General features: G+C 65.9%; 12 protein-coding genes. 3 read left to right on the forward strand and 9 right to left on the reverse strand.

Going from position 1 to position 13802, the window contains the following annotated elements; all coding sequences use genetic code 11:
- Window positions 1–71: 71 nt before the first annotated feature.
- From yiaA to ACZF5Y_RS13010, 6 genes are all read right to left on the reverse strand, one after another.
- Complete coding sequence (yiaA, locus tag ACZF5Y_RS12985; RefSeq protein WP_497533045.1) at window positions 72–551, reverse strand: inner membrane protein YiaA; 480 nt, start codon at window positions 549–551, stop codon at window positions 72–74.
- 99 nt (window positions 552–650) lie between these two features.
- Window positions 651–1223 carry a hypothetical protein gene (locus ACZF5Y_RS12990; protein WP_497533046.1) on the reverse strand — a complete coding sequence of 191 codons (573 nt, stop codon included), beginning with the start codon at window positions 1221–1223 and terminating at the stop codon, window positions 651–653.
- A gap of 47 nt (window positions 1224–1270) precedes the next feature.
- Window positions 1271–3346 carry an alpha/beta hydrolase gene (locus ACZF5Y_RS12995; protein ID WP_497533047.1) on the reverse strand — a complete coding sequence of 692 codons (2076 nt, stop codon included), beginning with the start codon at window positions 3344–3346 and terminating at the stop codon, window positions 1271–1273.
- A complete protein-coding gene (locus ACZF5Y_RS13000) occupies window positions 3343–3651 on the reverse strand; it encodes a hypothetical protein (RefSeq protein WP_497533048.1) in 309 nt (102 codons plus the stop codon). The genes ACZF5Y_RS12995 and ACZF5Y_RS13000 overlap by 4 nt, the downstream gene beginning before the upstream one ends.
- 69 nt (window positions 3652–3720) lie before the next feature.
- Window positions 3721–4014 (reverse strand): WXG100 family type VII secretion target, encoded by a 294-nt coding sequence (locus tag ACZF5Y_RS13005; RefSeq protein ID WP_497533049.1) that lies wholly within the window; start codon window positions 4012–4014, stop codon window positions 3721–3723.
- Between the two features lie 213 nt (window positions 4015–4227).
- Window positions 4228–6009 carry a proline--tRNA ligase gene (locus tag ACZF5Y_RS13010; protein ID WP_497533050.1) on the reverse strand — a complete coding sequence of 594 codons (1782 nt, stop codon included), beginning with the start codon at window positions 6007–6009 and terminating at the stop codon, window positions 4228–4230.
- Window positions 6010–6063: 54 nt separating this feature from the next.
- Here ACZF5Y_RS13010 and ACZF5Y_RS13015 point away from each other — a divergent pair, with 54 nt between their 5' ends.
- Window positions 6064–7710, forward strand: coding sequence for a phospholipid carrier-dependent glycosyltransferase (locus ACZF5Y_RS13015; protein ID WP_497533051.1), 1647 nt, complete (start codon window positions 6064–6066; stop codon window positions 7708–7710).
- A gap of 27 nt (window positions 7711–7737) precedes the next feature.
- Here ACZF5Y_RS13015 and ACZF5Y_RS13020 read toward each other — a convergent pair whose 3' ends face one another.
- Both ACZF5Y_RS13020 and ACZF5Y_RS13025 read right to left on the reverse strand, forming a co-directional pair.
- Window positions 7738–8403, reverse strand: coding sequence for a response regulator (locus tag ACZF5Y_RS13020; protein WP_497533052.1), 666 nt, complete (start codon window positions 8401–8403; stop codon window positions 7738–7740).
- The gene (locus ACZF5Y_RS13025) at window positions 8400–9827 is read right to left on the reverse strand and encodes a PspC domain-containing protein (protein WP_497533053.1); all 1428 of its coding nucleotides are present in this window, start codon (window positions 9825–9827) and stop codon (window positions 8400–8402) included. Before ACZF5Y_RS13025 ends, ACZF5Y_RS13020 begins: the two co-directional genes overlap by 4 nt.
- 113 nt (window positions 9828–9940) lie before the next feature.
- Between ACZF5Y_RS13025 and ACZF5Y_RS13030 the strand changes: the two genes are divergently transcribed.
- Window positions 9941–11674, forward strand: a complete 1734-nt coding sequence (locus ACZF5Y_RS13030) for a PspC domain-containing protein (protein WP_497533054.1) — start codon at window positions 9941–9943, stop codon at window positions 11672–11674.
- Window positions 11671–12108 carry a hypothetical protein gene (locus tag ACZF5Y_RS13035; protein ID WP_497533055.1) on the forward strand — a complete coding sequence of 146 codons (438 nt, stop codon included), beginning with the start codon at window positions 11671–11673 and terminating at the stop codon, window positions 12106–12108. Before ACZF5Y_RS13030 ends, ACZF5Y_RS13035 begins: the two co-directional genes overlap by 4 nt.
- Window positions 12109–12139: 31 nt before the next feature.
- Here the strand turns inward: ACZF5Y_RS13035 and ACZF5Y_RS13040 are convergent, their stop codons facing one another.
- Window positions 12140–13651, reverse strand: a complete 1512-nt coding sequence (locus ACZF5Y_RS13040) for a sensor histidine kinase (protein WP_497533056.1) — start codon at window positions 13649–13651, stop codon at window positions 12140–12142.
- Between the last annotated feature and the right edge of the window lie 151 nt (window positions 13652–13802).

Genomic DNA, 13802 nt, shown 5'->3' on the forward strand with positions numbered 1-13802 from the left:
AGATGTCTATTCAGATATGGCCCGCGTTGGCGGGCGAATCACTAGGGTAACGCACTCCGGAGTGAGCCGCGTCAGCTGTTGAGGTATGCGCGCAGCGGGCCTTCATCGCCGCGTTCTGCCGAAGCCTCGTCTTCGGGGTGGTCGGCTTTGAACTGCGCGAGGTCGCGCACGTTCTTCTGCACGGCGACGGAGGCGAACAGACTCATGGCGAATCCGATTCCGTAGAACCCTTTCTCACTCAGGATGAGACTCTGCGCATTCCACAGCCCGATGGCGAGCAGCGAGAGCGAGATCACCATCGCAAACCAGGCGATGCCGTAGTAGAGGTTGGTCACGGGAATGCCGTCGGTGCGATCGCGAACGGTTTTCTGGAGGGATACCGCCGCGAACAGCCCGAACATGAGGAGGGCGAAGTAGTAGCCCTTCTCATTGAGCTCCATGTGCGAGTTGAAGAGCCCGATCAGGTAGGTGCCCATGCCCAGCAGGAGCGCTACCCACGAAGCTCCGATGAAGGCGGGGGTCGGTTTGTTGGTTCGCTGTGCGTCAGTCATGGTGTGCCTTTCTTGTGTCGTACGGGGCAGCGTAGAAGAACCCGCATGCGGCTTCGTGAATCTCTCTCGCATTCGCGCCCATTTCGCGGAGAGGTCCACTCACTCTGTCGTGGCGGTTTCCTCCTCGACCGAAGCCTCATCGTCACCCGCGCTCTCGTCTGTTTGCTTGCGATGTACGAGCGACCGATGCACGGAACACGGGGAGATCACCTCAATGGAAATTCGGTTCTCGTTGACCGAGAACCCGAGCAACGCGCCGTCGTCGCGGTCAGCCCGAAACTGCGGCTCATCTTCCGACGGCGTCGAGCGAACATCGCTTACCGTCCACCCAGTCGCTTCCCAGTGCGCGCGCACCTTGGCTGCAGCCAGAACCGGGTCTGGAGCCGTGCTGTTCTGCAGCCGCTCATCCAATTGCCTCGATGAATCACCGCAGTACTGTGGCGTCCATACGCCGATCATGCTCTGCATATCGGCGTCGCGTTCGAAGCGCCATTCGAAGTCGGGTTCGTAAATGTCCTTCCACCCGCGTTCCACGCCGCTTGCACGCACCACGTCGTCGAATTGATCTGCGACCCAGAGCTGCGATTCTTCGAGTGTCATAAGTGAAATTGGCCCTTCATTACTGACGATTGGTCGTTCGGACACGCAGCCGATCGTGCCGATTCCGATCATTCCGACGGCCGTGAGGAGTGCGACTCGAGTTGCCAGATGCCGAGCCTTCATTGCGCGACCTCGCACTCCACTCGTCGTGGAAGTCCGACCTCTCCACGAAACATGGGCACTTCGACACAGGCCGATTCGCTTCGGGTCAATGAATGCATGAGCCGGTCGCTGACGCGCCCCGTACTGATCTCTGCGACGTTTGCGAGCGACTCTGTTTGCGGATCCATATACCCGTGACCTTGCGAAGCCGAGATTCCGAAAATTCCACGACGGTCTCCGCTACCAATCGTCGAGTGACCATCGGTTGGCAGCAGGTTCCGCTTCTCATCACCTTCAGAAGAAAAGGAAAGCGCCCCTGCATACACCGGACTCGCCGTGTGCACCGGGAGCAGCCACGGTGCCCGGGCGTCAGGGTTCGGTTGACCGCGACCAGCGAGGCCTGCCCCCGCCGGCGCGAGCTCGTCTTGGGAAGCGTGCGTCGTATAGATTGCGCGCTGACCCGCACTGATCGCTTGAACTTTGAGGTCGTCCAGCGTGCGCACGATTGCGGTGTCGAGGCCTGCCGAACCGAGCATGATGAACGAATCGACCGGATACTTCACCAGTGTGAGCGCGATCGAGCTCACGGTGGTGCCGTACGAGTGAGCGACCACAGAGATCACGGGCATGCTGCTCCCCTGGGTGACGCGGGCGTCATGCATGCCATCGAGTTCCAGCGCGAAGCGCGCTGCCCCCTGTCGCGCAACCTCGGGGAGTAGCACCTGAATCGTGTCCGCGCCATCTGGCGTGTCGTATCCGAGCCACGCAACGACGGCCTGTGCAGCGTCTCCCTCCAATTCCTCTCCCTGCTTGCCATACAAGTTTCGACTCGACCGGTCCCAACTCTCCAGGGCCATCGACGCGTCGCTGTTCATGCCGGGCACCTCCCACGTGGCGACGTCGGCGGTATCGAGATCGCCGTATCCGACGGCTGCCCGCGGCACCGACGTCGACATGTCAAACGCCACCATCTGAATGGGAGGGCGGGCAGACCCACGATCCTTGATCTGCTCCGCTTCGTCATCGAGGATGCGGCTAACATCAGCCACGAGCCGAAGCTGGTCGGGCGAGAGCATTGATGAATGCTCGCGATAGAACTCGACGAGTTTCCGGTTTGCCGCATCGCGAACGCCATAGGGAAGCCCCGGGAGATTCCCGATCACCCACGGCACCTCGGCGATCAACCGATTCTTGTCGGCTTCACTCATCGCCGCCCAGCGCTGCGCCACTTCGGCTGAATCGGGAGGTGCGTCCCAGATCGCTGCGCCAGATTCGGTTCCGAGCAGTTGCCGCAACAGCGGGTGTGAGACACGAACGGCGACATCCTGCGCGGCGACACCGCGATACTCACCGGCTACCGCCGCAGAGATGGCGTCGATCTGTGCGCTACCGCCCGAGCCGCCGACACTGATGAGCTGGCCGAGGGTCGTGGCTCCCAGCGCGCCGGCGAACGACTTTTCGACTGCCGATCGTTCTTCGATGAGATCGCGCCAGCGGCGCGCAGCGTCTCGGATGTTCTCGATCGCTGATCGCCATTCCGCCGCCGCCCGCAACCACTGCTGGGCGTACATGCTCGACAGGCTCTGCACCGCGGCCTCCCGTTGACCGGTATTCAGCCCGTCAGCGTTCGGGCCGAGAACCGGCGTTGGCATCAAACCGGGCGCCCCTTCATCCCACGCATACCGTGCCGAGATGCGAATCGCCGACGCGATGTCGTCGATGTCGTGAGCGCAGCGTCGAATAGTATCCAGGCTTTCGGCCATGGCCGATCGAAGACCACGGGCCGCCGCATGAATCCGATCGACCTCGGCCGCATATGTCGAACACGCCCGTCGACCCTGTTCCGCGCTCTCGCGCATTGCGTTCGAACCGGGGATCAGTCGGCCCCCGAGCTTCGCACTCAACTGGTCGAGCGACTTGCTCTGCGCGGTCGACAGTGCGACGCGCGCTTGCCGAACACTGAGTTCATAACGGTTCGCACTGTCGGCGATCGTCGAGGCGTACTTGCCCAGCGCAGCCGCTTCCTCGGGCTCGCCGACAATGGGAGAACCGACGAGTACGGCGTCGGGGCCGGCGGGAACGAAGATGGTCACCGTGCGCCCCCACTCAGGGCGAACCCAGTACCGAGCCGTGCAGCTACCTGAGCATCGAGCGCCGCCGCATCGCGCATGAGTCGCGATACCTGATCCGTCGCGGTGCGACCGGCATCGGCGAGCGCCAGCATTCCGGTTCGCATCCCGTGCGCAAACGCTCGGACATCTTCGCCGATTCCTGAGAGGCTCGCGAACTCGAAATCTGGGAAATTGGCGCTCTGCTCCCGCGCAACGTGCGCTGCTGCGATCAGGAATATGCCGGCCGAACTCAATTGGTCGTCAGAGATGGTAAATCGGTCAGCCAAGCCGACCCCCTCCTTTCAGAGGCAGAGGGGGTGACGGGTGCACGCACCCGTCACCCCGAAGTTGACTGGCTAGTTGATCTTCGCGGCGATCTGCGAATCGAGGTCGCGCATCGCGCTTGCGGTCTGCGTCAGAAACGATTGAATCTCGGTGAGCTTCTGCACGACGGTGTTCGCGCTCGCCGTGTACTCCGTGTACGCGCCGTTGAATTTGCCCGATGCCTGGTCCGTGACGAAGCCTGACGATACGAGCGTGTTGATCTGCGACTGCATTGCACGCAGCTTCTCGGTGATGTCGTCGCGCCCGGCCCCGAGCTGCGAAGCCGCCTGCTCGATCTCGGCGTAGGAGACGGTGATGTTGGCCATATGGGGTTCCCTTCGTCGGGCGATCCCCCCGGCTCGCATGCTGATCTGTGCGTCACGCCCTCACAGATGGGGCGTGGAAGTTCACGCTACGCGTCGAGCTCAGCCGAGAAAGCCGATTCCCGAGCATTGTGGATAACTCGCCGACGTGAATATCGGATACACACGCAAAATGGGGGCATCGCCGGCGGCGACACCCCCATTTCCCCGCAGGGACTACAGCCCGAACAACGCCGGCACGTCGGCGAGCGAGACTTTCTCTTTCGTGCCCGCGGCACGATCCCACACCTCGGCGAACCCTTCAGCCGCATCGCGCCCGACCACCACGACGCGCGGAACGCCCAGCAGCTCGGCGTCGCCGAACTTCACACCCGGTGACACCTTGGGGCGGTCATCGAAGATGACCTCGACGCCGGCGCTGTCGAGTGTCGCTGTGAGCGACTCAGCGATCTCGTACACCGCTGGGTCTTTGCCCGTCGCGACCACGTGCACATCGAACGGCGCCACCGCAGCCGGCCAGATCAATCCGCGGTCATCGTGGTGCAACTCCGCGAGAATCGCCATGATGCGGGTGACGCCGATGCCGTATGACCCCATGGTCACCGTGACGAGCTTGCCGTTCTCATCGAGAACCTTGAGCCCGAGCGCCTCCGCGTATTTGCGCCCCAGCTGGAAGATATGGCCGATCTCCATGCCGCGAGCGGTCTCAATCGGGCCAGAGCCATCGGGAGCCGGGTCACCGTCGCGCACATTGGCGATCTCGACGACACCGTCGGCGTGAAAATCTCGGCCGAACACGAGGTGCGCCGTGTGCTTCTGGTCAACATTCGCACCGGTCACCCACGCGGTGCCTGCCACCAACCGGGGATCGACCAAGAACCGCAGACCCGTCGAGCTTTCGGAGCCCAGCACAGCGGTGACATCGCCTGAGTCGCTGACCAGCGCGGGCCCGATGTACCCCTTGACCAGCGCGGGGAGCTTCGCGAGATCCGCAGCCGTTGCGGGCTCGACGTCGGCACCGGCGAAGGCGACCTCGGCACGCTTCATGTCGGCGTCGCGGTCGCCGGGGATGCCGACGACGACGATCTCGCGTTCGCCGCCCACCGGCGTGACCGCCAGCACCAGGCACTTCAGGGTGTCAGCCGCGGTCCAGGCGCGACCGTCTTCGCGGGGCAGCGCCTCGTTGGTGTGCGCGACGAGCGTTTCGATCGTCGGGGTGTTCGGTGAATCAAAGACCAGCGCGGCCGGCTGCCCCTCGATCGGCAGCGCCTCGGGGGCAGGCGTGCGGTAGGCCTCGACGTTCGCCGCATACCCTCCGGCCGAACGCACGAAGGTGTCTTCACCGATCGGAGTCGGCAGCAGGAACTCCTCGCTGCGCGATCCGCCCATCGCGCCGGCGTCGGCCGAGACGATGGCGTACTCGAGACCGAGCCGCGAGAAGATGCGCTCGTACGCATTGCGCTGGGCTTCGTAGCTGGCGTCGAGACCGGCATCGGTCACGTCGAAGGAGTACGCATCTTTCATCGTGAACTCGCGGCCGCGCAGCAGGCCCGCGCGGGGCCGCGCTTCGTCGCGGTACTTGTCTTGGATCTGGAAGATCGTCAGCGGCAGGTCCTTGTACGACGACACGATGTCTTTCACGAGGTTCGTGAAGACTTCTTCGTGCGTCGGTGCGAGCAAGTAGTCGGCGCCGTGGCGATCCTGCAGCCGGAAGAGCGCGTCGCCGTACTCGTCCCAGCGACCGCTGGCCTCGTAGGGTTCGCGCGGCAGGAGCGCCGGGAAGTGCACCTCGTGCGCGCCCGCGGCCGCCATTTCTTCGCGGACGATCTGCTCGAGCTTGCCCTTGACCCGCAGGCCCAGAGGCAGCCAGGCGAAGACACCCGGTGCCTGTCGGCGAATGTAGCCCGCGCGCACGAGCAGCTTGTGGCTGGCCACCTCGGCGTCGGCGGGATCTTCACGGAGGGTCTTCAGGAAGTAGGAGCTGAGCCGCGTAATCACCTCACCATCGTATCCCGCACATCCCCTGTCGGTGGTGCGCCGTAGTCTGGTGCCGTGACGCGATCCCGCTGGTTCCGATGGCTCGCACCGCTCCTGGTGCTCGCGGTCGCGGCCGCCCTCAGGTTCTGGGCACTCGGGCGACCGGGCACGCTCGTCTTCGACGAGCTGTATTACGTGCGCGATGCGATCAGTCAGCTGGCGCACGGGTACCCGACGGTGTGGCCCGATGACGAGCCCGATATGAGCGGTGCGCGAGCGACCGCGTTTCTCGCAGATCCGTCGAATGCGGTGCACCCGCCGCTCGGCAAATGGCTGATCGGGCTCGGTATTCTCGCGTTCGGCCCGGGCAACGGGTGGGGCTGGCGCAGCGCGGTCGCGCTCGCCGGGGTGCTCACGGTGGCGGTGACGATGCGCTTGGGGTGGCGGATCACCCGGCGTCTCTCGATCGCCTGCACCGCGGGTTTGCTCCTCGCGATCGACGGCGTACACGTGGTGCTGACGCGGGTCGGCCTGCTCGACGGGTTCCTGGCATTGGCGATCGCCGTCGGCGCGCTCTGCACCTGGCGCGACATCGAGCAGACCGCCGCGCGAGGGGCGACCGTTTTGCGCGCGCGGCCGGGCGACCGCACGGCGCGGTTCGTGCTGCCGATCATGTGGCGTCGACCCTGGCTCCTCGCGGCCGCTGCAGCGTTCGGCGCTGCAGCGGCCATCAAGTGGTCAGGTCTCTATCCACTCGCGGCGTTCCTGGTCTTCATCACCGTGCGCGACCTCGTCGTGCGGTTGCGTGCCGTGCGCCTCGAACGCGGAGCGGGGAGCCGCTCGACCATGCGGGCGCTCGCGGGTGCCGCGCTGCAAGCCGGCGTCGCTGCGGTGCTTGCGCTCCCGATGGCGGTGCTCGTCTACCTGACCAGTTGGACCGGCTGGATCGTCACTCCGGGCGGATGGGGGCGCGGCTTCGGAGCGTCTTGGCCCGAAGCGCTGCTGAAGTACCATGCCGACATGCTGGCCTGGCACAGCACCCTGAGCGCCGAGCACCCGTACGCCGCGAGTCCCCTGACCTGGCCGCTCGCACTGCGACCGACAGGCATGTATGAATCGCACTGGGGCCGCTCCGAAGGCTGTCCCTGGTCAGGGTGCGTGGCTGCAGTCACGCCGATTCCCAACGCCATCGTCACGTGGGGAGGGGTGGTCGCGCTGATTGCGCTCGTGGGCGTCATCGTGCACCGCCTGCGGCGCGGGCCAGACCCGTTGACCACCGCCTCCGCATTCGTCATTGTCGGATACCTCTCGGGGTGGCTGCCCTGGGTGCTCACCGTGTCGCGCTCGGCGGTGTTCCAGTTCTACGCCGTCGTACTGACGCCATTTTCGGCTTTGGCGCTCGCGCTCGCGCTCGCACTTCTCTGCCGAATCGCCATACGACCCGCACTTCCTGACGCCGTAGCTGCAACGCACGCCGAGCCACGGTCGCTCGAGAGTCAGGCGCCGACCGGGCCGATCGACATGGAGCCGCATCCGGTCACCGCATCCGATGCGCCGCGCACCCTCACTGCACCCGAGACCGTGCTCGGCATCAGAATCGCCACGGGGCTTTTCCTCGTCGTCGCCGTCGCGGTGTCGCTGCTCTACTTCCCGCTCTGGTCAGGAGCCCCGATTGCCGAGTGGTTCTGGCGGGCACATCTCTGGCTCCCAGGCTGGGACTGAACTGCACTTCGCGCCGACGCGCTGCCGTCAGAGCAGACGCCGCTGCAGCGCCCAGGCAGTGAGTTCGTGACGGTTCGACAGCTGCAGCTTGCGCAACACCTTCGACACGTGGGTCTCGACCGTTTTCACCGAAAGAAACAGCTCGGCGGCGACCTCCTTGTACGCGTAGCCCCGAGCGATCATGCGCATGACCTCCTGCTCGCGTGCGGAAAGCCGGTCGAGCTCGTCGTCTTGGGCCGCGGTCTCCCCGCCGCCCGCACCGAATGCGTCGAGCACGAAGCCCGCGAGGCGGGGCGAGAATACGGCGTCGCCGCCATGCACCCGCACGACCGCCGCCGTCACCTCGGCGCCCGAGGCGGTCTTCGTCAAGTAGCCGCGTGCTCCAGCACGGATGACGCTGACGACGTCATCGGCGGCATCAGACACGCTGAGCGCGAGCACGCGAGGTGCGGCGTCCGACATCCGTGCGGCGAGCTGCTGCAGCACTTCGGCGCCGCCCCCGCCAGCACCGCCCGGCAAGTGCACGTCGAGCAGCACCACGTCGGGCGTTGAACCCATGATGGCCTCGATGGCCGCATCGACAGTGGCCGCCTCGGCAACCACTTCGAGCTCGGGGCCGAGCTCGGCTCGGAGCCCCGTGCGAAAGATCTGATGGTCGTCGACGATGACAACGCGGATGGGTTCGTGGGTCATCGGGGCTCCTCTGCAGGTGCCGGATCGCCCGGCGTTTCGACGGATGCGTGTTCGTTCGCCGCGCTCGTCTTCGGCATCTCCAGGCGTACCGACGTGCCCCCACCGGGGCCCGGAACGATGCGCGCCTGTCCGTCGGCACGCATCATGCGGCCGACAATCGATTCACGCACGCCCATACGGCCTTCGGGCAGCGCTTCGAGGTCGAGACCGGGGCCGCGGTCGGTCACATCGATGGCCACGCGATCCTGAGTCACTTCGATGTAGACCGTCACCTCGCCGCCGGCATGTCGCGCGGCGTTGAGCATTGCCTCTCGGGCCGCGGCCACGATGGGCCCGGGAGCGATGAACCCTTGCCCGGTGCCGACGGCCACGACGTCGAAGCGCACCGCATGCTCGGCCTCGAGTGCAGCCGCGTGTGCGCGCAGTTCGGTGTCGACCGCGGCAAGCTGCGGTTCGGCTCCGCCGTCCGCTCCTCGGAACAGCCATTCGCGCAGTTCGCGTTCCTGACCACGGGCGATACGTGCGATTTCGCTCCCCGGCTCCGACCGCTGTTGAATGAGCGCGAGAGTCTGCAGCACGGAGTCGTGCAAGTGAGCCGCGATATCCGACCGCTCGGCTTCTCGTGCACGCGCCGCTCGCTCGGCGATGAGCTCACGGTTGAGTCGCAGCAGCCAGGGCGCTGCGGCGAGCGCGACACCGGCCAGCACCGCGAACGCCGCACCGATCACGGTCCAGGCATTGGGTTCACGGGCGGTCACGAAGAACATGAGTACCCCGACGGCCACGAGGGCCAGAGCGCCGAGTGCCCGTGGAACAGGATTGCGATCGGGGCGGTCGCGATCCGCGATCTGCCACCAGGTGAGCCCGACACCGACGAGTACGGCGAGCGCTGGCAGCAACACATCGAGCCGCAGATGCACGCCGGCCCGGTCGAGCACCAGACCAGTGCCGGCAACGAGCAAGCAAGCGCCGAGCAGCAGTTCAGCGATGGGCCAACGGCCCCGGCGTGCGGCGGACTCGTCAGTCGAGTCGGAGCGTTCGGGGCGCGCTGATCCGCCCGTCGCGCCCGCTGCGGTGTACTCCGGAGCGTCGACGAGCCTGGAAACTGTAGGCGCAGTCGGTGCTCCCGGCAGAGAAGGCGCGACAACTGCCACTGAATCCGGCACGTTCGGTGCCGCAGGCATCGACGCCGCAGGCCGCGTGAGCGCCCGTTTGAGTGGCACGATGCCCTCGGTCTCGCCCGAGCGCGGCACGGTCAACCAGAGCCAGAGGTAGAAGAGCGCCCCGGCTCCACCGAGCAGGGTGAGCGCGAGCAGGCCGATTCGCACGGTCTGCGATGGCAACCCGAGGTGCGCGCCGAGCCCCCCGCAGACACCCGCGAGTACGCGGTCGTCTGCGGAGCGAGTGAGCGGGGCTGCGGCCATGTCTCCATCCAATCAGGTCAGGGGCGCACTCGGGGAGCAGGCGGGGCATGATCAGGGTCGGGTCAGGGTGAACCCCGATAGCTGAGCGCCCGCGACTCGGTCACACTCGAAATATGACTCCTGAACCGAATGCAGAACGCCCCGAGGGGCCGCCCCCCGGGCAAGGCTTCTTCGACTGGCTGCGAGACCTCGATATCACTCGCGGTTCCGATCGTTGGCTGGCGGGCGTCGCCGGCGGCGTCGCCGAGCGTCTCAAGCTCGACCCGATCATCGTGCGCGGCGTGTTCGTCGTACTCGCTTTGCTCGGCGGACCCGGCATCTTGATCTACCTCGTTGGCTGGCTGCTCCTGCCGGATACCGACGGTCGCATCCACGTGGAGCAGATCATCCGGGGGCGAGCATCGGCCGGGATGATCACCGCCGCCGTGATTCTCACGGCGCTCGTCATCATTCCGGCATTCTTCGGACTCTTCATTCCCGGGGCGTCGTTCCCCGGCTTCAGCGTGTGGAACTGGGACGTGTGGGGGGTGCTCGGCATTCCCGGATGGCTGACTGCCACCTTCGCTTGGTTGTGCTGGATCGCCATATTCGTACTCGGCTTCATCTGGTTGCGCCGCGTGCTGTTGCAGCGCGGCCGTGCTGAGAGCGAGCGAGCGGCGGCGGCAGGCTCCTCGGACGCCGCACCTGATCGCCCCGCAACCTTCGGCGACCAGAGCTTCGGCGACGCGAGCGGGAGTTCGAACGTACCTGGCACCTCTGATGCCACGGCGGCGAGCGCCCAGAGTTTCTCGGATCGCGCCGAAGCCTTCGCGAACCGCACCGCCGATTCTGCGGAGCGCGCCGGCCGCGAGGCTGCCGAATGGGGGCGTCGCGCCGGTGATGCCGCCACTCAATGGAGCCGCGACGTCGGCAAGCAGGCGGATGAATGGAGTGCGCGGTACGCCGACCACCATGACGCGCATCGTCTCGGGGCCGCGCATGCCGTCATCACGTTCGCGCTCGCGCTCCTCGCCGGTGGACTCACGGCGCTCTGGGTCTCGGGCATCCCCGCGTCGAGCATTCCCTTCACGGGGGTCGCACCCGCAGCATTCGTCACCGCGATCATCGCCGCGCTTGCCGTGCTGGCCTGCTCGCTCATCGTCGCCGGTGTGCGAGGACGTCACACGGGGTGGGTCGGTTTCCTCTCGGCCTGCGGCGTCGTGGCGCTCCTCATTACAGTCGTGCTGCCCTGGGGCACGCGATTCCAGCCCTTCGGCAATATGCACGTCGACGCCGGAAGCGCGCCGGGCGCGGCTGTGCTCGCCGGGAACGTCACGGTCGATCTCACAGATCTCGGACACGACGACGGCCGCGACGACGATCTCGAAGTCTGGATGGTGGCCGGCCGAACGACCATCGCGCTCCCCGACTCCGAGCCCACTATCGTGCACGTGCGCATGCTCGCGGGGCGAGTCGACGAGACCGACCGCACCGACCTCGACGGCTCCGGCCAGCGCATGACAGCGGGACCCTTCATCTGGCGGGAGATCCGCTCGCATGTCGGTTCCGGTGAAGCCGCATCGGCACACGTCGTCACCGTGACGCTGCTCGCCGGGAGCGTCGAATTCACTGGAGGTGGCGACGGTGACGGCAACAGCCGCGCCGACACCGAGCGTCAAACGGCCGAAGACCAGAGCGATCGTAACGCGCTCTCCGATCAGGCTGATGCGCTGCAACAGGAACTCGACGAGGTGAAGTGGCGACTCGACGAGCCGAACATCGACCGCGACGACCGCCGCGACCTCATCGCGCAGCGCGATGACCTTGACGAGCAGATCAACGCCCTCGAGATGGAGATGAACCGATGAATGAGAACACCCCGGCCTCGGGCGATGCCGAGCCGACTGTGCCGCTCACTCCCCCGACGCCCCAACCGATGCCGTCGTCTGCGCCGACGCCAGAGTCGACAGCTGGTCCCGCAGCAGCGACACCAGCACCGGCACCGGCGCCAGCCCCGGCATACGCCACCGCCGAGTCGGCCGCCCCGTCACCGAGTCGTCATCACGGCGACCGCAGTCGGTCACTGCAGTCTCCGGGCCCGCGCACCGGTCCCATCGTGTGGGGTGCGCTGATCCTCGTCTTCTGCGGATACATCGCGCAGCAGGTCTTCGGACTCGGGGGCATAGATCCCACTGTCTGGATCACCGCCACCATCATCGGGCTCGGCGTGCTGCTGCTCGGGGTCGGCATTGCCGTGCTCGTGCGCAATCGCCAGTTGGATCGCCGCCGGCCTTCCCGTTAGCGGGCGGCGTCTGCGGCACCGCCCGCAGACGCTATGCCTGAACGCGCGGGATCTCACGCGTTTGCGTTGAGATCCAATGCAGCGGCACCTGAATCGCCACTCGGGTGCCGCCTCCGGCGTCAGGGCCCCAGGTGATGCTGCCTCCGAGTTCGCCTTCGACGAGCGTGCGCACGATCTGCGTTCCGAGCCCATCGCCGACGGTGCCACCGGGCAGACCGGTGCCGGTATCGATGACCTCGACGCTCAAGCGCTCGTCGGTGCGGTCGGCATGGATATAAACCTCGCCTTCCCGCCCGGCAAGGCCGTGTTCGACGGCGTTCGTCACGATCTCCGTGAGCGCGAGCGCGAGCGGCGTCGCGTACTCCGAGGGCAGCTCACCGAACTGACCCTCCCGGTGCGGATGCACGGTGGTGTTGTGCAGGCTCGCGACCTCGGCCGCAAGACCGAGCACCCGGTCGAAGACTTTGTCGAAGTCGACGATCTGGTCAAGTCCCGACGACAGCGTATCGTGCACCACCGCGATCGCGGCGACGCGGCGCATCGCCTGGCCGAGCACCTGCTTGGCCTCCTCGCTGCGAGCGCGACGCGCCTGCACGCGGAGCAGGGAGGCGACCGTCTGCAGGTTGTTCTTCACCCGATGATGAATCTCACGGATTGTCGCGTCCTTGGTGATCAGCTCCTGCGCCTGCTGCCGCAGCTTCGTGACATCGCGGGTGAGCACAATGCCCCCCACACGCGCGCCATCACGGAAGACCGGAATCGAGCGCAGCGTAATGGTGTGACCGCGAGCATCGACTTCGACGCGCTTCGCGATCTTGCCTTGTGCGATCAGCGGCAATGACTCGTTCGTGTCGAACTGCCCCTTCACCACATCGGCGAGCACTTCACTGAAGTTCTCCCCTTCGATCTCATCGCGATACCCGAGCGACGAGAACGTGGTCTGGGTGTTCGGGCTCGCGAACGTGGCCATTCCGTCGAGATCGACGCGCACGAGCCCGTCAGAGGCACGAGGAGCGCCCTGCTCACCGCCGCGCGAACTGCCCGGCACCGGAAAGAGCCCCTGCTGGATCATGCCGAGCAGATCTGCTGCGACTTCGCGGAAGGCCGCGCCGATACGCGATGCCGTCTGCGTGTCAGCGACGCTGGTGTGCACCGTGATCACGGCGAACGGGCCGTACTCGGTACCATCGCCGTTACGACGACTCACCGTATAGGCTGCGAGCCGCATCGGGCTCTCTTCGTACCACGCGGGCGACGTCGAGATCACTGGAGCATTGCTCGACATCGCTTCATCGACGAGTTCGCGCCAGTCGGCTCGCAGCAGGTCGCCGATGACGTCTCGGTAGAACAGCGTCACCGAGCCGGCCGGGCGGCTGTGAGCGATGGCGAGATAGTTCTCGTCGCTCGTGGGCACCCAGAGCACGACGTCGCTCAGTGCCAGGTCGGCAAGGAGTTGCAGGTCCAGAGTCAGACGCTCAAGCCATTCGATCTCCTCTTCGTCGAGGGATGAATACTTCGTCGCGAGATTACGCAGTGTAGCCACGCGTCAAGCCTAGAGCACAGTTGCTCGGCGCCCGGGCAAACCTCACGACGATGCACACACATACCAAGCCTGCAGGCCCTGGTCTTTTTTGGCGCTTGACGCACGTGAGTGTTTATTCTCTAATCTGGAGCGCACATTAGAAATTCAGACA

This window comes from Leucobacter sp. WKLB1 (assembly GCF_059696215.1).

Coding starts and splice junctions, on each gene's coding strand:
- ACZF5Y_RS13035 (WP_497533055.1), top strand. CDS start 11,671: ATGAATGAGAACACCCCGGCCTCGGGCGATGCCGAGCCGACTGTGCCG.
- ACZF5Y_RS13005 (WP_497533049.1), bottom strand. CDS start 4,014: ATGGCCAACATCACCGTCTCCTACGCCGAGATCGAGCAGGCGGCTTCG.
- yiaA (WP_497533045.1), bottom strand. CDS start 551: ATGACTGACGCACAGCGAACCAACAAACCGACCCCCGCCTTCATCGGA.
- ACZF5Y_RS13030 (WP_497533054.1), top strand. CDS start 9,941: ATGACTCCTGAACCGAATGCAGAACGCCCCGAGGGGCCGCCCCCCGGG.
- ACZF5Y_RS13020 (WP_497533052.1), bottom strand. CDS start 8,403: ATGACCCACGAACCCATCCGCGTTGTCATCGTCGACGACCATCAGATC.
- ACZF5Y_RS13025 (WP_497533053.1), bottom strand. CDS start 9,827: ATGGCCGCAGCCCCGCTCACTCGCTCCGCAGACGACCGCGTACTCGCG.
- ACZF5Y_RS12990 (WP_497533046.1), bottom strand. CDS start 1,223: ATGATCGGAATCGGCACGATCGGCTGCGTGTCCGAACGACCAATCGTC.